Source organism: Corynebacterium zhongnanshanii (genome assembly GCF_014490575.1).
Taxonomy (GTDB): domain Bacteria; phylum Actinomycetota; class Actinomycetes; order Mycobacteriales; family Mycobacteriaceae; genus Corynebacterium; species Corynebacterium zhongnanshanii.
In genome coordinates, this window is record NZ_CP061033.1 from 886,488 (window position 1) to 910,351 (window position 23,864).

General features: G+C 60.1%; 21 protein-coding genes and 1 tRNA gene. 14 read left to right on the forward strand and 8 right to left on the reverse strand.

What is annotated here, in order from left to right; genetic code table 11:
- The first annotated feature begins 13 nt into the window (after nucleotides 1–13).
- The 4 genes from IAU67_RS03950 (at nucleotide 14) to der (ending at nucleotide 5,013) form a co-directional block, all read left to right on the forward strand.
- A complete protein-coding gene (locus tag IAU67_RS03950; protein WP_187767982.1) occupies nucleotides 14–781 on the forward strand; it encodes a segregation and condensation protein A in 768 nt (255 codons plus the stop codon).
- 49 nt (nucleotides 782–830) lie between these two features.
- The gene (gene scpB, locus IAU67_RS03955) at nucleotides 831–1,457 is read left to right on the forward strand and encodes an SMC-Scp complex subunit ScpB (protein WP_225723430.1); all 627 of its coding nucleotides are present in this window, start codon (nucleotides 831–833) and stop codon (nucleotides 1,455–1,457) included.
- A 129-nt stretch (nucleotides 1,458–1,586) separates the two neighbouring features.
- Nucleotides 1,587–2,618: a pseudouridine synthase gene (locus IAU67_RS03960; RefSeq protein WP_370451904.1), complete on the forward strand. Its 1,032-nt coding sequence runs from the start codon at nucleotides 1,587–1,589 to the stop codon at nucleotides 2,616–2,618.
- Nucleotides 2,619–2,649: 31 nt separating this feature from the next.
- Entirely contained in the window at nucleotides 2,650–5,013 is a 2,364-nt protein-coding gene (gene der / locus IAU67_RS03965; protein ID WP_151841448.1) for a bifunctional cytidylate kinase/GTPase Der, read from the forward strand.
- 33 nt (nucleotides 5,014–5,046) lie between these two features.
- Here the strand turns inward: der and trhA are convergent, their stop codons facing one another.
- Together trhA and IAU67_RS03975 are read right to left on the reverse strand one after the other, a co-directional pair.
- The gene (gene trhA / locus IAU67_RS03970; protein ID WP_225723431.1) at nucleotides 5,047–5,781 is read right to left on the reverse strand and encodes a PAQR family membrane homeostasis protein TrhA; all 735 of its coding nucleotides are present in this window, start codon (nucleotides 5,779–5,781) and stop codon (nucleotides 5,047–5,049) included.
- Between the two features lie 118 nt (nucleotides 5,782–5,899).
- On the reverse strand, nucleotides 5,900–7,588 hold the full coding sequence (locus tag IAU67_RS03975) for a formate--tetrahydrofolate ligase (RefSeq protein ID WP_151841449.1): 1,689 nt from the start codon (nucleotides 7,586–7,588) through the stop codon (nucleotides 5,900–5,902).
- Between the two features lie 228 nt (nucleotides 7,589–7,816).
- Here IAU67_RS03975 and IAU67_RS03980 point away from each other — a divergent pair, with 228 nt between their 5' ends.
- The 8 genes from IAU67_RS03980 (at nucleotide 7,817) to IAU67_RS09945 (ending at nucleotide 15,366) form a co-directional block, all read left to right on the forward strand.
- Nucleotides 7,817–9,271, forward strand: a complete 1,455-nt coding sequence (locus IAU67_RS03980; protein WP_151841450.1) for a glyceraldehyde-3-phosphate dehydrogenase — start codon at nucleotides 7,817–7,819, stop codon at nucleotides 9,269–9,271.
- A 39-nt stretch (nucleotides 9,272–9,310) separates the two neighbouring features.
- Nucleotides 9,311–10,090, forward strand: a complete 780-nt coding sequence (locus IAU67_RS03985; RefSeq protein WP_151841451.1) for an MOSC domain-containing protein — start codon at nucleotides 9,311–9,313, stop codon at nucleotides 10,088–10,090.
- A 120-nt stretch (nucleotides 10,091–10,210) separates the two neighbouring features.
- The gene (locus IAU67_RS03990) at nucleotides 10,211–11,179 is read left to right on the forward strand and encodes an ABC transporter substrate-binding protein (protein WP_151841452.1); all 969 of its coding nucleotides are present in this window, start codon (nucleotides 10,211–10,213) and stop codon (nucleotides 11,177–11,179) included.
- The gene (locus tag IAU67_RS03995; protein ID WP_151841453.1) at nucleotides 11,176–12,066 is read left to right on the forward strand and encodes an ABC transporter permease; all 891 of its coding nucleotides are present in this window, start codon (nucleotides 11,176–11,178) and stop codon (nucleotides 12,064–12,066) included. Before IAU67_RS03990 ends, IAU67_RS03995 begins: the two co-directional genes overlap by 4 nt.
- 12 nt (nucleotides 12,067–12,078) lie before the next feature.
- The gene (locus IAU67_RS04000) at nucleotides 12,079–12,870 is read left to right on the forward strand and encodes an ABC transporter ATP-binding protein (RefSeq protein WP_151842359.1); all 792 of its coding nucleotides are present in this window, start codon (nucleotides 12,079–12,081) and stop codon (nucleotides 12,868–12,870) included.
- Between the two features lie 86 nt (nucleotides 12,871–12,956).
- Nucleotides 12,957–14,435 carry an NAD-dependent succinate-semialdehyde dehydrogenase gene (locus tag IAU67_RS04005; protein ID WP_151841454.1) on the forward strand — a complete coding sequence of 493 codons (1,479 nt, stop codon included), beginning with the start codon at nucleotides 12,957–12,959 and terminating at the stop codon, nucleotides 14,433–14,435.
- A gap of 93 nt (nucleotides 14,436–14,528) precedes the next feature.
- The gene (locus IAU67_RS04010; protein WP_151841455.1) at nucleotides 14,529–14,936 is read left to right on the forward strand and encodes a CD225/dispanin family protein; all 408 of its coding nucleotides are present in this window, start codon (nucleotides 14,529–14,531) and stop codon (nucleotides 14,934–14,936) included.
- Nucleotides 14,937–15,060: 124 nt separating this feature from the next.
- Nucleotides 15,061–15,366, forward strand: coding sequence for a DUF2752 domain-containing protein (locus IAU67_RS09945; protein WP_225723501.1), 306 nt, complete (start codon nucleotides 15,061–15,063; stop codon nucleotides 15,364–15,366).
- A 1-nt stretch (nucleotide 15,367) separates the two neighbouring features.
- Here the strand turns inward: IAU67_RS09945 and IAU67_RS04020 are convergent, their stop codons facing one another.
- Entirely contained in the window at nucleotides 15,368–16,216 is an 849-nt protein-coding gene (locus IAU67_RS04020) for a hypothetical protein (RefSeq protein ID WP_187767962.1), read from the reverse strand.
- A gap of 373 nt (nucleotides 16,217–16,589) precedes the next feature.
- On the opposite strand from IAU67_RS04020, the gene IAU67_RS04025 reads away from it, so the two are divergent.
- Nucleotides 16,590–17,795, forward strand: a complete 1,206-nt coding sequence (locus IAU67_RS04025; RefSeq protein WP_151841457.1) for a pyridoxal phosphate-dependent aminotransferase — start codon at nucleotides 16,590–16,592, stop codon at nucleotides 17,793–17,795.
- A gap of 54 nt (nucleotides 17,796–17,849) precedes the next feature.
- Here the strand turns inward: IAU67_RS04025 and IAU67_RS04030 are convergent, their stop codons facing one another.
- From IAU67_RS04030 to IAU67_RS04050, 5 genes are all read right to left on the reverse strand, one after another.
- Nucleotides 17,850–18,584, reverse strand: a complete 735-nt coding sequence (locus tag IAU67_RS04030; RefSeq protein WP_151841458.1) for a Fic family protein — start codon at nucleotides 18,582–18,584, stop codon at nucleotides 17,850–17,852.
- Nucleotides 18,568–19,293 (reverse strand): helix-turn-helix domain-containing protein, encoded by a 726-nt coding sequence (locus IAU67_RS04035; protein ID WP_151841459.1) that lies wholly within the window; start codon nucleotides 19,291–19,293, stop codon nucleotides 18,568–18,570. Before IAU67_RS04035 ends, IAU67_RS04030 begins: the two co-directional genes overlap by 17 nt.
- A 307-nt stretch (nucleotides 19,294–19,600) precedes the next feature.
- Nucleotides 19,601–19,677 (reverse strand) — tRNA-Pro (locus tag IAU67_RS04040).
- Nucleotides 19,678–19,783: 106 nt separating this feature from the next.
- Nucleotides 19,784–20,281, reverse strand: a complete 498-nt coding sequence (gene rraA / locus IAU67_RS04045) for a ribonuclease E activity regulator RraA (protein ID WP_151841460.1) — start codon at nucleotides 20,279–20,281, stop codon at nucleotides 19,784–19,786.
- Between the two features lie 104 nt (nucleotides 20,282–20,385).
- The gene (locus IAU67_RS04050; protein WP_151841461.1) at nucleotides 20,386–21,342 is read right to left on the reverse strand and encodes an alpha/beta hydrolase; all 957 of its coding nucleotides are present in this window, start codon (nucleotides 21,340–21,342) and stop codon (nucleotides 20,386–20,388) included.
- Nucleotides 21,343–21,438: 96 nt separating this feature from the next.
- On the opposite strand from IAU67_RS04050, the gene secA2 reads away from it, so the two are divergent.
- Nucleotides 21,439–23,733 carry an accessory Sec system translocase SecA2 gene (gene secA2 / locus IAU67_RS04055; RefSeq protein WP_151841462.1) on the forward strand — a complete coding sequence of 765 codons (2,295 nt, stop codon included), beginning with the start codon at nucleotides 21,439–21,441 and terminating at the stop codon, nucleotides 23,731–23,733.
- Nucleotides 23,734–23,864: the final 131 nt, after the last annotated feature.

Below are 23,864 nucleotides of genomic sequence, written 5' to 3' on the forward strand. Positions count from 1 at the left end.
CACAGGCTTCCGTGTGGCCTTGGCTAATTTCGATGGGCCGTTCGATCTGCTCCTGCAGCTGATTAACTCCCACAAGTTGGACATCACGGAGGTGGCCCTGGCCACCGTCACGGATGAGTTCATTGCCTACACCCGGACCCTGTCCAAGTCCGCCGAGGATCTGGACGAGGTCACCGAGTTTTTGGTGGTGGCCTCCACGCTGTTGGACCTAAAGGCCGCCCGCCTGGTTCCGCGTGGCGAGGTGGAGGACGAAGAGGACCTGGCGCTGCTTGAGTCCCGTGACCTCCTGTTCGCCCGCCTGCTGCAGTACAAGGCTTACAAGGCGGTAGCGGATATGTTCGCCCAATGGCAGCGGGATGCGGCGCGCCGGTTCCCCGTCGCCTTGGCGTTGGAGGAACGTTTTACGTCCCTGCTTCCTCCCGTGAAGCTGGGACACACCCCGGAGAGCTTCGCCGAGCTTGCCGCGGCGGTCTTCCGCCCGGCGAAGACCGAGGTGGATACCGGGCACATCCACCAGGTGGCGGTAAGCGTGCCGGAACAGGCCGGCCGCATCCTGGACACCCTGAAGATCGCCGGCGCCGATACGTGGGTGAGCTTCGGGTCGCTCATCGCGGATTGCGACCTGAATATGACGATTGTGGGGCGCTTCCTGGCGCTGCTGGAGCTCTACAAGGCCCGCGCGATCGGCATCGAGCAGCCCGAGCCTTTGGAAGAGATGTCCGTGGCATGGACGGGCTTGGACGTGGACCCGGCTGTGGTCGCGGCGTCCAACTGGAACTAGGCACACACACTCGGCACAGCGCACTCGACACAAGGGAAGAAGGATCAGCGTGAACCACTCCGAAGGAAAGCAGCCCGAAGGCAACATTCTGGCACCGGTATCCGTGGTGCGCAGCCGCGTGGAATCCCTGCTGCTCATCAGCGATGAGCCGGCGCAGCCCGAAGATCTCGCACGAGTACTGAACGCCGAGTACCCCGATACCGCTGAGTCGACCACCTCTGCCAGCGACGTCACCGCCGACGATGTCCGTGAGGTGCTGCGGGAGATTGCCATGGAATTCGACGCCCGCGGTTCCGGATTCGAATTGCGCGAGCAGGACGACGGCTGGCGTTTGTACACCCGCCGCGCCAATGCCCCTGTGGTGGAGGCCAAGGTGTTGGACGGCTCGCAGCAGCGCCTGTCCCGAGCCGCGCTGGAGACCTTGGCCGTGATCGCCTACCGCCAACCGGTGACTCGTGCCCAGGTTTCAGCTGTGCGCGGTGTGAACTGTGATGGTGTGATCCGCACGCTGACCGTGCGCGGCCTCATCGCCGAAGAGGCTGAAGAGACGGGGGTAGGGGGCGCGCACCTGTACTCCACCACGCCCCTGTTCTTGGAGCAGCTCGGGCTCAGTTCCTTGGAGGAACTTCCTGATCTTGCGCCGCTGCTGCCCGAGGTCGACGCGATCGAAGAGTAGAACCGTCAGTGTGGGGTCAGTCGAGTAGAATGACCACGTAACAATGCGTTAGGCTTGAGAACTTCACCTCATCAGGTCTATACACCCAGGAGAATGAACATTCTCCACAAAGATGAATAGGAACATTCCTTGAATACACCCGCTCGCCGAGATGGCACACCGGACAAGAAAAAGGGACGCAAGAAGCCTGCCCGCCCGCAACGCAGCGGCGCCCGCCGCGCCCACCGCGGACAGGAAAAGCCCTTAAGCCGCGCACAGAGGCAAAGCCAGGAGATGAAAGCCGCACACGCCGCCGCCATGGCAGCACAGCGGGCCCAGGATGAGGCCGCCGCGGTGTATGTCTCCAACGCGAAGCCAGCCAAGCGTCAGCACATCACGGATGAGGAACGTCGTGCAGCGTTGGCGTCGAATGAAAATAAGGACAGCCAGAACCTGGTACGCCTGCAGAAGGTCCTGGCCAGCGCGGGCGTGGCGTCCCGGCGCATGAGTGAGAAGCTCATCGCCATGGGGCGCGTGGAAGTCAACGGGGAGATCGTGCAGCAAATGGGCCTGCGGATCGACCCGCACACGGACATCGTGCGCGTGGACGGAACCCGCGTGCAGGTCAACGACCAGATGGTGTACTTCATCCTCAACAAGCCTCGCGGCGTCCACTCCACCATGAGCGATGAACTGGGCCGGCCCTGCGTGGGCGACTTCATCACGGAGCGTCTGGAGCAAGGCCAGGGCCTGTTCCACGTGGGCCGCCTGGACGCAGAGACCGAAGGGTTGCTGCTGCTGACCAACGACGGCGAACTGGCCAACCGCCTGATGCACCCCAGCTACCAGGTCACCAAAACCTACATGGCGACCGTGCTGGGCGAAGTCAACCGCGGAATCATCCGTGAGCTGAAGGACGGCGTGGAGCTCGAAGACGGCATCGCTCGTGCCGATGACGTGCAGATCGTGGACGTGTGGCAAGGAAAGTCGCTGCTGCGCGTGGAACTGCACGAAGGCCGTAAGCACATTGTGCGCCGCATGCTCAAAGAACTGGGATACCCCGTTCAGGCCCTGGTGCGCACGAAGATTCACACCGTGCAGCTGGGCGATCAGAAACCAGGTTCGGTGCGCGCCATGAACGCCAGCGAACTCGCAAGCTTGTACAAGGTCGTTGGACTGTAATAGGTCGACAGGAAAGCACGAGAGTAACACTATGACTGATCACAACAATCAGGCCCCTCACGGCCTCGCGGATGTCGACAACGTGGTCGGCGGTGGTTTCATCATCGCAGTCGACGGCCCGTCCGGAACCGGAAAGTCCACAGTCTGCCGCCGGGTGGCCGAAGCGGCGGAGGCACGCTACCTGGATACTGGCGCGATGTACCGTGTGGCGACGCTGCACGTCCTGCGCGCCGGGATCGACGTGGATGACCCCACGCAGACCAACGCCATCATCGACGCTACGGCGGACCTGCCCCTGGAGATCAACGAGGATCCCCGCAGCACCGAGGTGATTCTGGACGGCGAGGATGTCTCCGGGGAGATCCGTGGCCCGCAGGTAACCGCCGCCGTGTCTGCCGTCTCCGCTATCCCTGAGGTGCGAGAGAATCTGGTGGAGCTGCAGCGCTCCCTGGCGACGAAGGCCGGCCGCTGCGTGGTGGAAGGCCGCGACATCGGCACCGTGGTGCTGCAGGATGCGCCGCTGAAGGTGTTCATGACCGCCTCCGCGGAGACCCGCGCTCAGCGCCGCTACGACCAGGACGTGGCTGCCGGACGTGACTCTGACTTCGACGCCGTGCTCGCCGACGTCATCCGCCGCGATGAGGCGGATTCCTCCCGCGCTGTGTCCCCTCTGCGGGCGGCTGAGGACGCCGTGCTGATCGACACCACGGAGATGGACATCGACGATGTGGTGAACCGGATCGCGGAGCTGGCGCGCGACAGCGCCGTGGAGGCCGCCACGGACACTGAGGGTGCGGACGACGACCTGGTGTTCCGCACCGCCGATGGTACCGTCATCGGGGACGAGGCTGATTTCACCTCGGAAGATTCCGACGGTGAGTTCGCGGATGAGGCCGCCAGTGACGCGGCGGGTGGCGTCGAATGGGATGATCAGGCGATACTGGCCGAGGACGAGGATTTCCCCGAGATCATCGACGCGGACGACTTCGATCTGCTCACCGCCGACGGCCAAGAGACCGACTGGGACGCTGTGGAGGAAGCCTTCGGCTCCCTCGGCGAAGACGTGGCCGAGCATGAGTCCCTGTGCACCGTGGCCATTGTGGGACGGCCGAACGTGGGTAAGTCCACCCTGGTGAACCGCTTCATCGGCCGCCGCGAGGCCGTGGTGGAGGACTTCCCGGGCGTGACCCGCGACCGCATTTCCTACCTGGGCGAGTGGAGCGGCCAGCGTTTCTGGGTTCAGGACACCGGCGGCTGGGATCCCGATGCCAAGGGTATTCACGGCGCGATTGCCCGACAGGCTGAAACGGCCATGGAGACCGCCGACGTGATCGTGTTCGTGGTGGACACGAAGGTGGGTATCACCTCCACCGATGAGGTCATCGCCCGCAAACTACAGCGTTCCACGGTGCCGGTCATCCTGGTCGCCAACAAGTTTGACTCCGACAACCAATACGGAGACATGGCCGAGTTCTGGTCCCTAGGCCTCGGGGATCCGTACCCGGTCTCCGCGCAGCACGGGCGCGGCGCGGCCGACGTGCTGGATCTCGTTCTGAAGTCCTTCCCGGAGGAACCACGGCAGACCTCCATCGTGTCCGGTCCACGCCGCGTGGCGCTGGTGGGCCGGCCGAATGTGGGCAAGTCCTCCTTGCTGAACAAGATCACCGGCGAAGAACGCTCCGTCGTGGACAACGTGGCCGGTACCACCGTGGATCCTGTGGATTCCATCGTTGAGCTGGAACAGCGCACCTGGCGATTTGTGGACACCGCGGGTATCCGCAAGAAGACCAAGACCGCCCGCGGCCACGAGTTCTACGCCTCCCTGCGCACCCGCGCGGCGATTGATTCCGCCGAGGTGGCCATTTTCCTGGTGGACGCCTCCGAGCCCATCGCCGAGCAGGACCAGCGCGTGCTGCGCATGATCCTGGACTCCGGCCGTGCGCTGGTGGTGGCGTACAACAAGTGGGACCTGGTGGACGAGGACCGCCGGGACCTGCTGGAACGCGAAATCGAGCTGCAGCTGGCGCATGTTCCATGGGCACGCCGTGTGAACATCTCCGCGAAGACGGGCCGCGCCTTGCAGCGCCTGGAGCCCGCCATGATTGAGGCGCTGGACAGCTGGGATCAGCGCATCTCTACCGGCCAGCTGAACACCTGGCTGCGGACCGTGATTGCGGAAACTCCACCTCCGATGCGCGGCGGACGTCTGCCTCGCGTTCTGTTTGCTACCCAGGCATCCACCAAGCCGCCGGTGATCGTGCTGTTCACCACCGGCTTCCTGGAGCACGGCTACCGCCGCTTCCTGGAGCGCAAGCTGCGTGAAACCTTCGGTTTCCAAGGCTCGCCGGTGCGGGTGGCTGTGCGCGTACGCGAGAAGAAGCAGCGCAAGCGCTAGCGGGCATGCACGCGCTAGTGGTCGCGTGCGCCGCTAGTGCAGGATCAGCAGCCAGATGCCGATGTGGTGAAGGAGCGCGGCGATGATCGTCGCCGCGTGGAACACCTCGTGGAAGCCGAACCACCTCTCTGAGGGGTTCGGCCATCTTTTTGCGTAAATGATGGCACCCACGCTGTAGACAAGACCACCGGCCACAAACAGGGCGCTCACGGCCACGCCAAGCGCCTGGTAGTACCCAAGAGCTGCGATCGCAGCCAGCCAGCCGAGGGAAAGATACACTGCGGCGTCGAGCCATCGAGCATGGTTGATCCAGACCACGTTGAGGATCACTGCGGCCAGAGCGGCCACCCAGCTGACCCCCAGGATCCATGTTCCACCCCAGGATAAGAAGCCGTCGATGGCCCAGAAGCGATCCCCGTAGGCGGCGACAGTGACCGGCCCGTAGGTGCCGGCGATGAACACGGCGATCATGGCGTGGTCGGCTCGCCGCCACACGTTAACGGCGGTGGTGCTGCGCCACGGTGCGCGGTGATACACGGCGCTGACCAGCAGCATTCCCACCAGGCAGAAGGAGTATAGGACGGTGACGAAGCTTAACCAGCTCAGACCGTTGTAGGCGAATGTCACGGCGCTTAAAGCCGTGGACGCTCCGCCGAAGTACCACGCCGCGGCGCTGTGCAGCCGCCCGCGCATAAATGGGCGGGGTCCGCGGTCGACGACGGGGCGTGGTGCGGCACTCGACGTGAGAGTGACTGTGTGACTAGACATGGGCTCAACTCTAGGCCTCCGCATTGTTTTTGTCAGAAAAACGCACGCGGCGTGCCGTGTGACACTGGTCAAGTCTCGATCACATCAGCACGGCGTCACTCAACCCAACTCAGCAGGTCTAGAACAATCCGCTGATGGTGCCGTGCGCGTCCACGTCAATGCCTTCGGCTGCCGGCTTTTTCGGCAGGCCGGGAAGCGTCATGACGTCGCCGGTCAGCGCCACGATGAAGCCCGCGCCGATCCTGGGCAGGAGCTGGCGAACGTGCAGCGTGTGGCCGCTGGCCGCGCCCAGCTGGGACGGGTCATCGCTGAACGAGTACTGCGTCTTGCTGATCACCACGGGCAGCTGATCCCATCCGTTGTCCTTAAGGAACGCAAGATCCTTCATCGCCGCGGAGGAGAATTCCACGTCCCGCGCGCCGTAAATGGTGGTTGCGATGGTCCGAATTGATTCTTCGACGCCGAGGCTCGGGTCATACAACTGATGCTGAGAGGACTCGGCCTGCTGTGCCGAGGAGCCGCCAGCGTCCAGCACCTCCAACACCTCGTCGGCAAGTTCGGTGGCGCCGTCGCCACCGTTGGCCCACACCGTTGTCCGAGCGATGCGCACTCCAAAATTTTTAGCCCATTGCTCCACCAACGTGAGCTCTTCGTCCGTATCGGAGGAAAAGACGTTGAGGGCTACCACAGGCTCTACATTGAACTTGCGGACGTTCTCCACGTGACGCTCCAGGTTTGCCAGGCCGTCGCGCAGCGCTGGGAGGTCCTCGGAGGTCAGCTGGTCCTTGGGCTTGCCGCCGTTGTACTTCAGAGAGCGGATGGTGGCGACCACCACAGCGGCGCCGACGGAGAGGTCTCCGGCGCGGGCCTTGACGTCGAAGAACTTTTCAGCACCCAGATCGGACCCGAATCCCGCTTCGGTCAGCACCACATCAGCCAGCTTCAGCGCCGTGGTGGTAGCGATCAAGCTATTGCATCCGTGAGCGATGTTGGCAAAGGGGCCACCGTGCACGAGGGCCGGGGTGCCGCCGAGGGTCTGGACGAGGTTGGGGTTGATGGCATCCCGCAGCAGGGAGGCCAGAGCACCCTGGGCGTTGAGCTCGCCCGCGGTCACCGGCTTTCGGTCATAAGTCTGGCCCACCACGATGCGAGCCAGGCGCTCCTTCAGATCAGCGAGGTCCGTGGCCAGGCACAACACCGCCATAATCTCGCTGGCTGCCGTGATGTCGAAGCCGGCCTCCCGTGGGGTGCCCTGGACGGGCCCACCCAGGCCGGTGACGATGTTGCGCAGAGAACGGTCGTTGACATCCAGGCAGCGGCGCCACGTCACCCGGCGCGGGTCGATGCCTAGGGCATTGCCGTGCTGGATGTGATTGTCCACCAGTGCCGCCAAGGTGTTGGTGGCACTGGTGATGGCGTGAAGGTCGCCCGTGAAGTGGAGGTTGATGTCTTCCATGGGGACGATCTGCGCGTAACCACCACCGGCGGCTCCGCCTTTGATGCCCATGACCGGGCCCAAGGACGGCTCACGGATGGCCACGAAGGTGGAACGACGCGACGCGATGGCGTCGGCCAATCCAATGAGTACGGTGGACTTGCCCTCTCCGGCGGGGGTAGGGCTCATGCCGGTGACCAAAACCAGCTGTCCGGTGGCGGACGCATCCTCCGGCAGTGCTGTGACATCAATTTTCGCTTTGGTGGTGCCAAACGGGACAAGCGCCTGTTCAGGGATTCCGCCGCGTTCAGCGATGGTGTGGATGGGCTCTAATGTGTGAGCTTGGGCGATTTCGACATCGGTATTAGACATATATGTGACTGTAATGCCCAGCACGCACACATGCCGGAGGCTTTTCCTATTTCAACACCCGAATAAGGGTGAATGTGGTACTGCCGGGGTGTTGGCACCACGTATTTCGGGGCAGATGCCGTTACCATGAGGGGGTGCGCTACACGAGGCCCACAGGTCTTATCAGAGGCCACAAGCCTTCAACACTCTGGCGCGACAACCGTAATGAAGCGACAAGCGAGGACAACGATGACCCTAGATGCACACAACCAATCCGATTGGGCGGAGCGCCTTCAGCTGGCGCAACAGATGCTGCCGCTGATCAGCAAGCTCCACAATGAGCACAACGTGGTGGTGTCCGTCTACGGTCGTCTGCTGGTCAACGTCACCGACATCGACATCATCAAGTCCCACCGCTACGCACGCCGCATTGTGGACAAGGAACTGTCCCTCAACTCCACGCTGGAGATCCTGAAGGAACTGGTGAACCTGGATCTCGGCACCGCGTCCATCGACCTGGGATCCCTGGCTACTCGCTTTGAGAACCAGGGCGAGGGCGCATCCCTGCGCGAGTTCCTGGAAAGCGAACTGACCGAAGTCATCGGCGAGAGCGCGAAGACCGAGCCACGTGACGTGGTGCTCTACGGCTTCGGCCGCATCGGCCGCCTGCTGGCTCGCATTCTGGTGAGCCGCGAGGGCACCTACGGCGGTGCACGGCTGCGCGCCGTCGTCGTACGGTCCAAGGGCAAGGGTGACCTGGAAAAGCGCGCATCGCTGCTCCGTCGCGACTCCGTGCACGGAGCCTTCGACGGCACCATCTCCCTGGACAAGGAAAACAACATCATCTGGGCCAACGGCACCGCCATCCAGGTGATCTACGCCAACGATCCCGCTGAGATTGACTACACCGACTATGGCATTAACAACGCCATCGTGGTGGACAACACCGGCGTGTGGCGCGACCGCGACGGCCTGTCCAAGCACCTGGAGTCCAAGGGTGTGTCCAAGGTTCTGCTCACCGCGCCGGGCAAGGGTGATATCAAGAACATCGTCTACGGCATCAACCACGGCGACATCGATCCATCGGACAACATCCTGTCCGCAGCATCCTGCACCACCAACGGCATCACGCCAGTTCTGAAGGTCATCAACGACCGCTACGGTGTGCAGCACGGTCACGTGGAGACCGTCCACTCCTTCACCAATGACCAGAACCTGATTGACAACTTCCACAAGGGAGAGCGCCGTGGACGCGCCGCTGGCCTCAACATGGTTCTGACCGCCACGGGTGCAGCATCCGCTGTGGCCAAGGCGCTCCCAGAGTTGAAGGGCAAGCTGACCGGTAACGCTATTCGCGTTCCTACCCCAGATGTGTCCATGGCCGTGCTGAACCTGACCCTGGACAAGGCTGTCGAGGTGGACGAGGTCAACGACTTCCTCCGCAAGGTGTCCCTGCACACCAACCTGCGTCAGCAGATCGACTTTATTAAGTCCCCAGAGGTTGTTTCCACGGACTTCGTGGGCACCACCCACGCAGGCATCGTGGATGGTCTTGCCACTATCGCCACCGGCAACCACCTGGTGCTGTACGTGTGGTACGACAACGAGTTCGGCTACTCCAACCAGGTTGTCCGCATCGTGGAGGAGATCGCAGGCGTGCGCCCAAAGGTACTGCCGAAGCGCAAGGACGCGTCCGAGCTCTAAACAGCGCGAGACCTGTTGGCACCAGTTAGACTGTAGGTTATGACTGGTGCCACATCGTCCACAGCCTCTGAAGCCTCCACAGCCTCCACGGGCCGAGCAGCCTTCGCTGCATCGTTGCCTGAGAGTGCAACCGCTGATGCATACCTTGGTGCGTGCGGGACAGTCCGCTCCACCAATATCGCACAGGTGCAGCCGGATCCTGGCGGCGCGGATCGCGAATCTGGCATCCACAAGGTGTCCGTAGATCACCTGGAGGTGTTTGCGCCAGGGCCCAATTATGGGGACGGCTCTGGTGTTGTGGGGGATTTTGTTGGGGATTCAGCACACCACGGGGGTGCGGATAAGGCAGTGTATGCCTTTGCTCGCGAGGAATTAGATTTCTGGAGTGGGCAACACTCGGACGCTCTTCCGGAGAACACTGAGCGTTTCCCCGACGGCTATTTTGGCGACAACCTGACCACCGAGGGCGTGGAGTGGACGCGCGCGGTCATTGGCCAGCAGGTTCGCGTGGGGGAGGCGCTGCTCGAGGTATCGGTGCCACGCCAGCCCTGTCGCACTTTCGGCGGATGGCTCGACATCCGAGGGTGGATGAAAATCTTTACGCAGCATGCTGATTGCGGTTGCTACTTCCGAGTGGTGGAGCCGGGTGTGATTCGCCCAGGTGACGCGATTGAGTTCCTGCCAGCACCTGACCATGGCGTGACGATGCAGCAGGCTTTCAAAGCCAAGATGGGAGATAAGGAGCTAGCTGCCCTTGTCGTGGAGGCACAGTGCCTGCCGCCTCATCATCATGACCAGCTGGTGAAATTGCTTCGTTAGCAGGGGAGAGCGGGGCGTCACCGGGGGTAATACGGTGACTTTTCCACAACAAGACTTTTTCTATTGCTAAGTTAAGTTCCAAGACGTTTTCACGAGACTTGCACAGAAAAGGAAAGAGGAATGTTGACATCCCGCTCCCGTATTTTCGCTGGCATCTTGGCAGTCAGCACAATGGTCCTGGCCAGCTGTGGAGGCACCGATTCTGCCTCCGGCGATACCTACAAGATTGGTATCAACCAATTGGTTCAGCACCCCGCGCTCGACTCCGCGGTCGAGGGCTTCAAGGAAGCCTTTGACGAGGCCGGAATCACAGTGGAGTTCGATGAAAAGAACGCCAATGGTGAGCAATCCACCGCGCTGACCATCGCCCAGCAGTTCGCGAGCGACAAGAAGGACCTGGTCCTGGCAGTGGCAACCCCTGCCGCGCAGGCCACTGCACAGAACATCACCGACAAGCCCGTGCTGTTCACCGCGGTCACGGACGCCGTGTCTGCAGAACTGGTGGACTCCAACGAGAAGCCAGGGGCCAACATCACGGGCACCTCTGACGAAGCTCCCATTGAGGACCAGCTGAAGCTCACCAAGGAACTCGTTCCCGATGCGAAGACCGTAGGAATTGTCTACGCCTCAGGCGAGGTGAACTCTCAGATCCAGGTGGACCAGGTGAAGAAGGCCGCCAAGCCGCTGGACTTGGATGTCAAGACCCAGACCGTTAGCTCCGTCAATGAAATCCAGCAGGCCGTGGAGGCGCTGGGTGATGTGGACGCCATCTACGTTCCTACGGATAACATGGTTGTGTCCGGCATTGCGTCCCTGGTGCAGGTCGCTGAGCAGAAGAAGATCCCTGTGATCGGTGCTGAGGAAGGAACGGTGAAGGGCGGCGCCGCAGCCACAGTGGGCATCGACTACGAAGAGCTGGGTAAGCAGACCGGAAAGATGGCCATCAAGATCCTGAAGGATGGGGCTGATCCGGCAGACACTCCCGTGGAGACCGCCTCCGAGGTGACCTACTACGTCAACGAAAAGGCAGCGAAGAACTACGGTATCGAGATCCCACAGGCGATTCTGGACAAGGCTGAGCGCGTATGATAGGCGCCCTTGAGGTCGGTCTGATCTATGGCGTCATGGCGCTGGGCGTGTACCTCACGTTCCGGGTCCTCAACTTCCCCGACCTCACGGTCGATGGTTCCTTCACCACCGGCGCAGCAGTGGCGGCTACCGCGATACTGGCAGGCTGGAATCCCATCGTGGCAACGCTGGCGGGTTTTGGGGCTGGCTTTGTCGCTGGTCTCGTTACAGGGTTATTGCATACCAAGGGCAAGATTGACGGGCTCCTCGCCGGTATTTTGACGATGATCGCGTTGTGGTCAGTGAACCTGCGCATCATGGATGGTGCCAATGTTCCGCTCTTGCGAGCTCAGACGATGTTTACTCCTTTAAAGGACGCAGGCATCAAGGGGTCGCCAGTAAGCATCGCTATTTTTGCCCTGGTGGTTATTCTGTTGGCTCTGGTGGTCTGGTGGTTTTTGAATACGGACCTTGGATTAAGCATCCGCGCAACGGGTGACAACGGTCCGATGATTACTAGCTTTGGTGTGTCCACGGACTTTACGAAAACGCTCACCTTAGGGCTTTCCAATGGGTTGGTGGGCATGTGTGGTGCACTGATTGCCCAGTATCAAGGATTTGCCGATATCTCCATGGGAATTGGTTTGATTTTGGTGGGCCTGGCGTCGGTCATTATGGGACAGGCGATCTTCGGCCAACGGTTCCTCTTGCTCGCTATCGTGGCTGTGATCGTTGGAAGTGTGCTGTACCGCATCATTATTTTTTGCGCCCTGCAGGTTGGCCTGGATCCGAACGATATGAAGGCAATCACCGCCGTGCTGGTGATTGTGGCGCTGGTGGTGCCTCGCTGGCGCGGCGCGCTGAGTGCATTCACGAAGAAAACGGCGAGCGCGAAGGCAGGTGCGTAGGACATGACTTCTATGTTGTCCATTAACTCTATTGCAAAAACCTTTTTCCCAGGAACTGTGAATGAGCGCCGCGCTCTGGCACAGGTAAACCTGGAATTAAAGGAAGGCGATTTCGTCTCTGTCATCGGTTCCAACGGCGCCGGAAAATCAACGCTGCTGAATGCCATTTCCGGCCGCATGATGGTGGATAGCGGTTCCATTGTGGTGGATGGAAAGAACGTCACCTCCTTAGCCGAGCACAAAAGGGCCGCCTATATCGGGCGCGTGTTCCAGGACCCGCTGGCCGGGACGGCCCCGGACCTCACCATTGAGGAGAATCTATCCCTGGCCTACCTGCGCGGACAAGGTCGCGGGCTGGGGCGTGGCTTATCCTCCAAGCGGCGCGCAGAGTTCGTGGAGGAACTCAAGAAACTGGAGCTGGGGCTGGAGGATCGGCTGACGGCGAAGGTAGGCCTGTTGTCTGGTGGCCAGCGCCAGGCGCTGTCCCTGCTGATGGCGGGTTTTACACAGCCGAAGATCATGCTGCTTGATGAGCACACCGCCGCACTTGATCCCTCCCGGGCGGCATTGGTGACGGATCTGACCCACCGCATCGTGGAAGAAGGCGGGCTGACCACACTGATGGTCACGCACAATATGGAACAGGCGATCCGTCTGGGCAACCGCCTGATCATGATGCATGAAGGCCAGATCGTGTATGAGGCAGATCAGGACACGAAGAAGAAACTGACAGTGCGTGACCTGTTGGGCGAGTTTGCCAACATCAAGGGTGCCACGCTGTCCGATAAGGCGTTCCTGGGCTAACGCCCGTCTGATTTTTCGTTAGGGTGGGGTAGAAGAACGTTCATAGAGTAAACGCACTACCTCTTGATTTGAAGGAGCTTCACCCCATGACTAACTCCACCACTTTTCGTACACTGCCCAAGGATCTCCAGACTGGTCTGTGGCTAGACGGCGCTAATGTGCCAGCCCAGGATGGTGGCACGTTTGACGTGATCAACCCTGCCACGGAGGAAGTTCTGACGTCCGTGGCGGATGCCCAGTCCGCCGATTGGATGAAGGCGCTGGACCTTGCGGATCAGGCCTTTGCCGATTTCGCTGCGATGAGCCCACGGCAGCGTTCGGCGATTCTGTATGACATCTTTGAGGCCATCAAGGAGCGCGAAGATGATTTCGCGCGCGTGATGACGTTGGAGATGGGCAAGCCGTTGGCCGAGGCCCGCGGCGAGGTGGCCTATGGCGCGTCCTATTTCCAGTGGTTTGCGGAAGAAGCCGTCCGCGCGGGAGGTCGAACTGCCCAGAGCCCCGCAGGCCAGGGCTCTATTGTGACCGTCCGTAAGCCCGTGGGTCCGGTGCTGGCCATTACCCCGTGGAACTTCCCGTTGGCGATGGCGGCGCGCAAGATTGCTCCTGCACTGGCCGTGGGGTGCCCGGTGATTGTGAAGCCGGCGGGGCAGACTCCGTTGACCATGCTGCTGCTGGGTTCTGTCATGGCAGAGGTGCTTGAGCGGCATGATGCGCCGGCGTCGGCCATCGCAATTATCACGAGCTCCAGTTCGAAGGATTTGTCCAGCGAGTTGATGGCGGATCCTCGGTTGAAGAAGGTCACCTTTACTGGTTCTACGGGAGTGGGCCAGGTGCTGGTGAAGCAGTCCGCGGAGCACCTGCAGCGCACCTCGATGGAGCTGGGTGGCAATGCGCCCTTCGTGGTTGCGGAGGATGCGGACCTGGATCTGACGATCGAGGCTGCGGTGGCTGCGAAGATGCGCAACGGTGGCGAGGCGTGTATCTCTGCGAATCGTTTCCTCGTGGCGGAATCCATCGCTCAGGAGTTCACCGAGCGTTTGGTGGCGAAGATGCGCGAGTTCGTCCTGGGGGACGGACTGGACGAGGGTGTGACGTTGGGGCCGTTGATCAATGCTGAGCAACGCGATGGTGTTGCCGAATTAGTCGACGACGCCCGGCGCGCTGGAGCCTCAGTCCTCGTCGGAGGTGAGGTTCCGGAACGTTCAGGTTATTTCTATCCCGCCACGGTGGTGGTTGATGTTCCGAAGGGAACCCGCATCCTTGAGGAGGAGATTTTCGGGCCTGTGGCCACGGTGGTTACCTTCAAGGATCTGGATGAGGGCATTGCCCTGGCGAACGATACACCGTTCGGCCTGGCTGCTTATGGTTTCACCACGAATGTGGCGACGGCGCAGCGTTTTGCAGAAGAGTTGCAGGCCGGCATGGTGGGAGTGAACCGCGCCGGGATTTCGGATGCGGCCGCCCCATTCGGCGGTATTGGACTGTCCGGATTTGGTCGCGAAGGTGGCCTGGAGGGCTTGGAGGAATACACATACATTAAGTATGTGGCTCTCCCGGCATAAGTCGTCCTGCGGAGATCAATAGTAGGTTTTTCTGACGAAAACTTCGTGAGCTGCTAGACTGGAGCGCACTCATATCAACGCAGGAGGATTTCCATGACCAATCCATACGCTGGTAATAGCTTTGATGACAACGATGCCAACAGCAACGCTCACGATGTCAACAGCAGCGATGCTGACAGTCAGAACACATTTGGCCAGTTCCCCAATGGTGACAATGCCCAAGAATTTGCAGACCTCGGGGGAGCGGCTCGCCCGAACACCTACTTGGTCTGGACGATTCTTGCCACTGTGGCGTGCTGCTTGCCGGTGGGTGCCGTAGGCATTTACTTCTCCACTCAGGTGGATAGCCGGTGGCATAGGGGCGACCTGCAGGGCGCCGAGGACGCTTCCGTGAAGGCAAAGAAGTTTGCGATCGCATCTGCTGTCATCACTTTGATCGTCTTCGCACTGTACATGGCGCTCCTGGTCACGGGCGTTATTAGCCCTGACGACCTGAGCTAGTAGTTGAGGTTTTTGCAGCGCTGTGACGGCCGTTCGGAATAAAGCACTCCCTCTTGCTGTGGGAGTGCTTTCCCTGTGTGCCTGTGTGGCGATTGCTGCAGCGGATCCGGAAACCCCGGGTGGTGTGATTCCGACGTGTCCTACGAAGGCGCTGTTCGGTATCAACTGCCCGGGGTGCGGCTCGATGCGCGCAGTTCAATGCCTCGTTCAAGGGCGTGTAGTGGATGCTGCACACTACAATGCGCTGCTGTTGGTTTTCTTGCCCTTCTTAGTGTGGGCGTGGATAGCGTGGGCTGCAAAAGGCTGGGGGATTCGGCTACCCCGGTGGCAAGACATCCGCTATGCGCCGATCGCGGTGGGAAGTCTTTTTACGCTGTGGTTTATTGCGCGGCTGCTACCGTGGGAGCCATTCCTCAGCCTTCGCGTATGAGCTAGCCCTGCTGGGGTGGCTGCTGGTTGTCGTCTTGCTCCCAGTTGTGCTGAGGTTGGGTCTGCTGTGGTTCTTGGTTCCAGCTCTGCTGGGGTTGAGCCTGCTGTGGTCCTTGGTTCCAGTTTTGCTGGGGCTGGGCCTGCTGCGGGCCCTGGCCCCAGTTTTGCTGAGGCTGCGCCTGCTGTGGGCCTTGGTTCCAGTTCTGTTGAGGCTGAGGCTGTCCCTGGTAGCCGCCGTTTCCTACAGCTCCGGGGTTGAACTGCTGGCCTGCGGTAGGGCCATTCTGAAGGTAACCCATCTGGTTCTGGAAACCCTGAGAGTTCGACGCGTAGGCGTCGTTCCAAGAGGTTCCGGCACTCGACGCAGTGTACACGTATTCGTTCAGATGGTTCTTGAACTCGTTCAGCTTCGACTGCTCCAGGCAGGACACGAGGACTTCGTTCACGGCACCACCGTTGTTGGTGACCCCGAGGGCGCCACGAATGGCGTTGGCAGCAATGGCGAGGAGCATGATCGCCAGGAGAATCAGGAAGAATCCCGCTGCGCCATTGCTTCCCATAGCAAGGAATCCGAAGACCAACAGCATGAGGCCGAGCAGCAGGAAGGTGATAAAACGTCCCGCCTGAACCTTGATGGATGCGTTGACGCCCGCAACGGAGCCGATGGGCATGCTGTTTTCCTGGTATCCCAAGGGGATGATGCCCAGAATCGTGTTGGGTGCCTTGACCGCGATCCTGCGGTTGGTGACGACGATGTTGGTCTTCAACCAAAACAGCACGAGGTTGGGGCTGAATTGCTGAGAGAATACGCCCTTTTCTCCTGGGGTGAGGAGGATGTCTGCATTGGACATGCTGTCGAAATTCCTTTCATGTGGCAGTAAGTCCACGTAGGTGGGGTGAGCAGGATGCGTGCACTTTTGTTGCAGTAACAGTGCAAGAGTCCGATTCAACGCGTCAGTGGGATGTTAGCATTAACCTCATAATTTTCTCTGAGGTTTATCAGTCTATTCTCATGTGACACCCCTGTCTGCCCCCCCCGAAATCCGCTGCGAGCAGCGTAAACAGGATGTCTTACCTAAGGTGCTCTATTTTCGCCCGGGCCGTTAAGGGATCCATCATGTGTATTTCTTAAACTTTTCCACGCCTTTTGGGGTGACTGAGTGCTCGGCCTCCGGCGTGAAACTATGCGACACGTGCCTCAGTGTGCGCGATATGATCGTCCTCATGACAGGGCAACAACAGCAACAGCAGTCGTCACGTCTCAACGATCCGGGAGTGACACGCCTTCGGTCATTCGGAGATTCCATCTTTGGGTCGATGAGTGCACGGGCAATGGAGCTGGGGGCCATTAATCTCGGTCAGGGATTCCCTGATAGTGATGGGCCGGCGTCGATGTTGGAACGGGCACAGGAAGAAATTGCCAGCGGAAACAATCAATACGCACCGGTGCAGGGATTGCTCGAGCTGCGGGAGGCCGTGGCGCGGCACCAGGGCCGATACGGGTTGCACGTCGATCCAGCCACGGAGGTCCTCGTGACGGTGGGGGCGACAGAGGCGATCACCGCCACGATTCTCGGCCTTGTTGAGCCAGGTCAAGAAGTTATTGTGTTGGAACCCTATTTCGATTCGTATGTCGCGGCCATTGCCCTGGCGGGTGCGCAGCGCGTTGCGGTTCCACTTCGTGAGGTGCAGTGCGGCGATGGCAAGGCGTGGGATGTGGATCTGGAGGCGCTACGCGCCGCTGTGACAGAGAAGACCGCGATGATTGTGGTGAATTCGCCTCACAATCCCACGGGATCGGTGCTGAGTCGCGAGGGGCTGGAGGGGATTGCGGTGCTGGCCCGCGACAAGGATCTGTTTGTGTTGTCGGACGAGGTCTATGAGCATCTCGTGTTCAGTGGCTATGAACATGTGTCTTGTGCTAGTTTGCCGGGCATGTGGGAGCGCACCATCACGGTCTCGAGTGCCGCCAAGAGTTTTAATGCCACGGGATGGAAGACCGGGTGGGCCGTAGCTCCTGAGAATCTGTTGCGTCATGTGCTGAAGGCTAAGCAGTTTCTCACTTATGTGGGCGTGACCCCCTTGCAACCGGCAGTGGCGCAGGCGCTGGACACAGAATTGCCGTGGGTGGAGGATATGTCCGCACGCTTGGAGGAGAAAGTTCGTAAGGTAGCCACAGCCTTGGAGGAGTGTGGCCTGGACGCATATGTGTCGCACGGAACCTATTACGTCATCGCCAGGATCCCAGAGCGTTTTAAGGACGATGTTGAGTTCTGCCGTTTCCTCGTTGAAGAGGTGGGAGTAGCGGCAATTCCGGTGTCCGCATTTTCCGATCACACGGAGCAGTGGAAACGTTTCGTTCGCTTCGCATGCTGCAAACGTGACGAGGTTTTGGACCAGGCGATTGAGCGATTGAAGGGTGCTATGTAGCGCTATGCAGCGACATTTCTTCTTGATGGCTTCTGCTAGGCGTGAGGAGCCGGGCTATCGGGATGATTCTGCAAGGCAGTCGTAGAGGAACTCCATGAGTTCAGTGGCATCGTCTGTGGAAAAGAGTTGGTCAAGGGCCAGGTTAAACTCCAGGCGGCGGGCGTTGGGAATATTCAGCGCGCTATATCCCGCCGTCATCAACATTCCGGACGCTATGAGCCGGGCTGTGCGCTTGTTTCCATCAAAATAAAACTGTGTTCGCGTGGCAGAACAGAAATAGGCGAGTGCGCGCTCCACGGGATCGTCGAGAAGATTGAGCGACTCCACGAGATCCGAGAAGGCCTCATGTAATCCCTCGGCGGGATCAAAATCAACGAAGCCACCGTTCATGAGCCTTACCCCGCCACCATCGCCCGCGACGGCGCCGTCGCCGCGAAACATGCCTGCGTCTAATGCTTCATTGCGTGCGACGGCTGTGTGAATGCGATGACTGACATCGGGCGTGACAGAGAATTCCCCTGTTGACACAAGAGTGTGGAGTTCTCCAAACGCTTCCGAGAGATCCAGGATTTGTTGCTGCTCAGGTAAAGCTTTTCCTCCCACGGTAACCCCATCCAATAATGTGCGAACTTCCGGCAAGGTAAACGTATTTCCCTCTAAGGCTGCGGCATTCCACACTAAGTCTGGCAATTGCTTGGTAAGGCGGAATAGCGCGCGTTCGGTTCCTAGTGCTGGGATGCGAGTAGGGTTCTGGACATTCCAGTTGACTCGGTTAGTGGCTCTTATCATGTGAGTTCTCCATGGTCTCTTGGTGAGCTTCAGCAAGTATGTCGATGGTGAGCTGGACCGGGGATACGAAATGCAGGCCGCCGGATGAGATCTGTCGTGTGCATTCTTCACCACCCAGAGGAACAAGACTAATGCCGCCTTGGACCGGGTAAGGAGCTTGTCGTATGCGTGACGGGAGTGAGGGAGTCACGGCACTTGGGTCTTCACACCAGACGATTGTTGAATGAGAACGAAGCTCCAATGCGCACTCTGCGCCCTGCTTTTGGGCAAATGATCCGGAAAACGCCCAACGTTGCCCTGAAGCGTCCACTGCTGAAGCGATTGTCAGAGGGGTCGTTGGAAGAAAATGGATGGCACCGCTACGGCCATAAGGATTTGATGCCCACGCCGCACTTTCCAAAAGAGTGTGGAGTTCGTGAGTATCGCCCCAATCAATAAAGAGCTGAATCCACTTTTTTACCGACGGATGAGAACTCTTCAATTCTTCGGTCAATACGCGGGCCGCTGTGGCTGCATCTGAATCGCTGATCCGATGTGCTCGAAGCGATAGTTCATACCCGAGGATCAGCATTACTTTTTCCATGGTTGCGGGGCTAGGTTGAGATTGGCCGCGGAGCCATAGGTGCAAGGTGTTACGAGATACGCCAGAACGCCGTGCAATTTCACTGAGGCTTAGCGGCGAGTTCTCGAGCACTGACAAAGGGTTCATGCTCAATGAGTATAGCGGTTTTGTACTATCAGAAGGACAGGTGTCCTATTTGTAAGACAGGTGTGTGTGGGTATCCCACCTCAGACTATTCGTGCTGGTCGATACTCGCGAGGTTGTACTGTCGGGAAGGGGAGATGATCCCCCTTCGGGCAAGATTCTCACAGGGCCACGGTTAACAGCCATGACTGCAGCAAGCACGCTGGCACTGACAACAGACACACATTTTGGCACATAACCCTCGCATACCCCCAGTCAAACCCGTGAATGTGAAAAGCCGGGCATAGCTTTCGCTATGTCCCGGCTAAAATGGTCGGACTGACAGGATTTGAACCTGCGACCCCCACACCCCCAGTGTGGTGCGCTACCAAACTGCGCCACAGCCCGATTCTGGCCGCATGGCCAGCGTCCCTATTATGCTACACACAGTGGCATGTAAGAAAATCGCCACGTCAGAAAGCTTTTTCGGTAGCTGGTTCTGAAGTTGTAGCCGTTACTGCGGCTGGATCGGCTCCTCCGTGATCACGATGCCATCGGAATCGCAGTAGACGTAGTGGCCAGGAACGAAGTCCACGCTGCCAAAGGACACCACTACATCACGCTCACCAGCGCCCGTCTTCGTGGATTTGCGAGGGTTCGTACCCAAGGCCTTGCAGCCAAACTCCATGCCACCAATCACCTTGGAGTCGCGGATCGGGCCGTTGATAATTACGCCATTCCAGCCGTGATCCTTGCCCAGCCCCGCAATGATGTCGCCCACCAGTGCCGTGTGCATCGACGCCTCACCGTCCACCACCAGCACACCGCCGGGGTTGTCCTCACCCAGCACGGACTTCAGCAGCGCATTGTCCTGGAAGCACTTCACCGTGGTGATCTTGCCTGCAAATTCAATGTTTCCGCCGAGATCCCGGAACTGGGTATCGCAGGAACGTACGTCCTCGCCGATAATGTCCACAAGGTCAGCGGTAGGGATGAAAGTCAACTCACTCATGGTCTTCAACCATACGCGCCACTGCCGCCCTGAGTGCCTTCATTCACCCCACGAGCGCCTTCATTCACCCCACACGGGTACCCCGGACGACTCACCACACGCATTCACCCCAGATACGCCTGCGCCCACAACGCGATCAGCTCACCCACACGCTGACCACTGCCAGGCTTCTTCAGCAGATGATCCGCCTCTGGAATAGAAATCAAAGACTTCGGCTGGCCTGCCGCCGCATACAGCTTCTCCGCATGCTCGTAGGGAACCAAGTCATCGGACGGCGGATGAATAAACAACGTCGCAATCCCCTGGGCGCTGGGCTGGGCCGCATCGGCGGCGGCGTCGAATGTTGATAGATCATCCAGGAGTGGACGCCCGAGCTTCACGCCACGGCCGGGGATCTCGACGGCGTGGATCGAACGATCTTCCCGCAAGCGTTGCTCCAGTTTCGGCATCGTGCTGGTGACATGCGAGGGATTGAACGGTGCGCCCACCGTCGCCACTGCACGGACATTCGCCACCTGCGGCGCTGCCCGCAATACCGCAGCTCCACCCAGTGAGTGCCCAACCAGTATCCTCCCCGGATTGTCCTCGCGCGTGGAGGAATGTTCATCGAGCCATTCCGCGGCGCGACACACATCGTCGATCTGGCGGGTTAGCGTGGAATCCTCCATCCGGCCATCGGAATCGCCCAACCCCTCCATGTCGATCCTCAAGGACAGGAAGCCCAACCTCGCCAACGTCTTGGAGATCTTCGACGTGCCCACGGCCCGGCGGTTACAGGTGAAGCAATGCACCACCACCGCAGTCGGGAGATTGGCATGCGGCAGCTTCGCCACGGACCCGATATGCGCAGGAAAGTCCAGCGTCCCGGCAATGTTCCGGCCGTCGCGGGCGGTGATGGACACCGTGACGCTGCGCGCAGGGGCTAAACGACGCGGCGCGACTGCATCAGGAACAGCCCCAGTAGCGGAGCCAGCACTGGAGCCAGCACTGGAGCCAGCACCGGAGCCAGCATCGGGGTCAGAAACGGGGTTAGAAAAAGCATCACCGGAAGAAAAGCTCATAAAGATACTTATACCCGCGCGAGGGGATAGGTAGACTCAAGAATCTACAGGCAACACGCACGTACACCAACGCACACAAGCAAAGGATGACCGTCAATGGCGATGGACTGGTTCTGGAAAGCAATGGGAACCTCACCCAAGAAGAATCAGAAAAAGAGCAGGGCGGTTGTGGCGCAGGCCAGCGCCGATCGCTTTGCTGGCGTTGATGATGATGCGCTCCGAGCTGCCGCCCGCGAGGCCGTGCGTACGAGCAATGGCCAGCCGGATTACCCGGCCTTGCTCGCCGCCCTGCGCGAAGCCGTCAACCGCACCCTGGACGTGCAGCCCTTCGATGTGCAGATGGAGGGCACACACCGACTGCTTCACGGCGACATCGTGGAAATGGCTACGGGCGAAGGCAAGACTCTCACGGGCGCGATGGCCACTGTGGGCTACGCCTTGCGCGGCCAGCGCGTCCACGTGATCACCGTTAACAGCTACCTCGCCGGGCGCGATGACGCGTGGATGGGCCCTCTGTTCGACTTCTTCGGACTCAGCCACGGAGCCATCCATGAGGATCTCGACGCCGACCAGCGCCGCGACATCTACCGCAGGGATGTCATTTTCGGCGCCATCAACGAAATTGGGTTCGACGTCCTGCGCGACCAACTCATTACCCGCCGCGAAGACCAGGTGCGCACCCCCGCCGACGTGGCTGTGATCGATGAGGCGGACTCCGTGATGGTGGATGAAGCCCTGGTGCCGTTGGTGCTCGCTGGATCTGAGCCAAGCCCAGCGCCCACCAGCGAGATCACCCGCATGGTGAAATCCATGGAGGAGGACGAACACTTCCAGATCTCCGCGGATCATCGAAATATCTACCTGACCGATACCGGCGCCAGCTACGCAGAAAAATACCTGGGCGTGGAATCCCTCTATGGGTCCGAGGAACACGGGGGAGGGGACCTGCTGGTCCAGATCAACGTTGCACTGCACGCCGAGCATCTTCTGGCTCGCGACGTGCACTACATTGTGCGCGACGGCAAGGTGGCCCTGATCGACGGGTCTCGTGGACGCGTGGCAGAGCTGCAGCGATGGCCGGATGGACTCCAGGCAGCGGTGGAAGCGAAAGAGGGCTTGGATGTCACCGACGGCGGGCGCATCCTGGACCAGATCACCATTCAGGCTCTGGTGGGGATGTACCCACACAAGTGCGGCATGACCGGAACGGCGATTGCCGCCAGCGACCAGTTCCGGCAATTCTATGACCTTAAGGTCTCCGCCATCGACCCGAATGTCCCCACCCAACGCTTCGACGAAGCCGACCGGATCTATGCCACCCTGGAGGAACGCGACCAGGCTGTGATCCGACACATCATCGAGGTGCAAAAGACCGGCCAGCCTCAACTGATCGGAACCCAGGACGTCGCGGAGTCCGAACGACTTGCCGACGCCCTGGTGCTCGAAGGTGCGGAGTCCAACGTCCTCAACGCCAAAAATCACGAGGCTGAGGCGGCCATCATCGCCGAAGCCGGCCGCCCCGGACGCATCACTGTGTCCACCCAGATGGCCGGACGTGGAACCGACATCAAACTGGGCGGCATGAACGAGGAGGAACGCACTGTGGTTGTCGACGCCGGCGGTCTCCACGTTGTCGGCGTGGGCCGCTTCCGCTCCACACGCCTGGACAACCAACTCCGCGGACGCGCAGGACGTCAAGGCGATCCAGGATCCAGCGTGTTCTTCCTGTCCCTGGAGGACGACATGATTGCCGCCGGCGGCAGCGACCAAGAACTCCACGCCACCCCGGACGAGGATGGCCTGCTGGCCCAGAAGCGCGTGCTGCAATTCGTGGACCACTGCCAGCGCGTCACCGAGGGGCAACTGCTGGATATTCATGCCACGACCTGGAAGTACAACAAGCTGATTAAAGACCAGCGGGACATCATCGCCGCGCGCCGGGATGATCTGTTGGATACGGATGCGGCGTGGAAGCACCTCTCCCGTGTACACGGGAACAAGGCTGACGAACTGGCTGAGCGCGTGGATCAGGAAGTCCTGGAGCAAGCTGCACGAGAAATCATGCTGTACCACCTGGACTTTGAGTGGAGCGAGCATCTGGCGTACCTGGATGACATCCGTGAATCCATCCACTTGCGCGCCATCGCCCGTGAATCGCCCATCGATGAGTTCCACAGGATGTCCATTGCCGCATTTGCTGATCTGGCAGAACGTGCGGTAACGCGGGCAGAAGAGACCTTTGCTGAGGTGCATATCGACGCCGACGGCGCTCACCTTGAGGATCTGGGGCTGCAGAAACCGAGCGCTACCTGGACATATATGGTCAACGACAATCCGCTATCCGCGGACGGACGATCAGTCAGAAACTCAATTGCTAGAATGTTTAAATAACTTTTTGAACAAGATTTCCCGCTATCCGCCTTCCGGCTCCCCAGCAAGGGCGGAGGGGTAGTATGGTGGACAACGTCCATCTAATGACCCCCTGAACAACTGACGGTTGATTCAGTGCGGTGGCTTCGGCG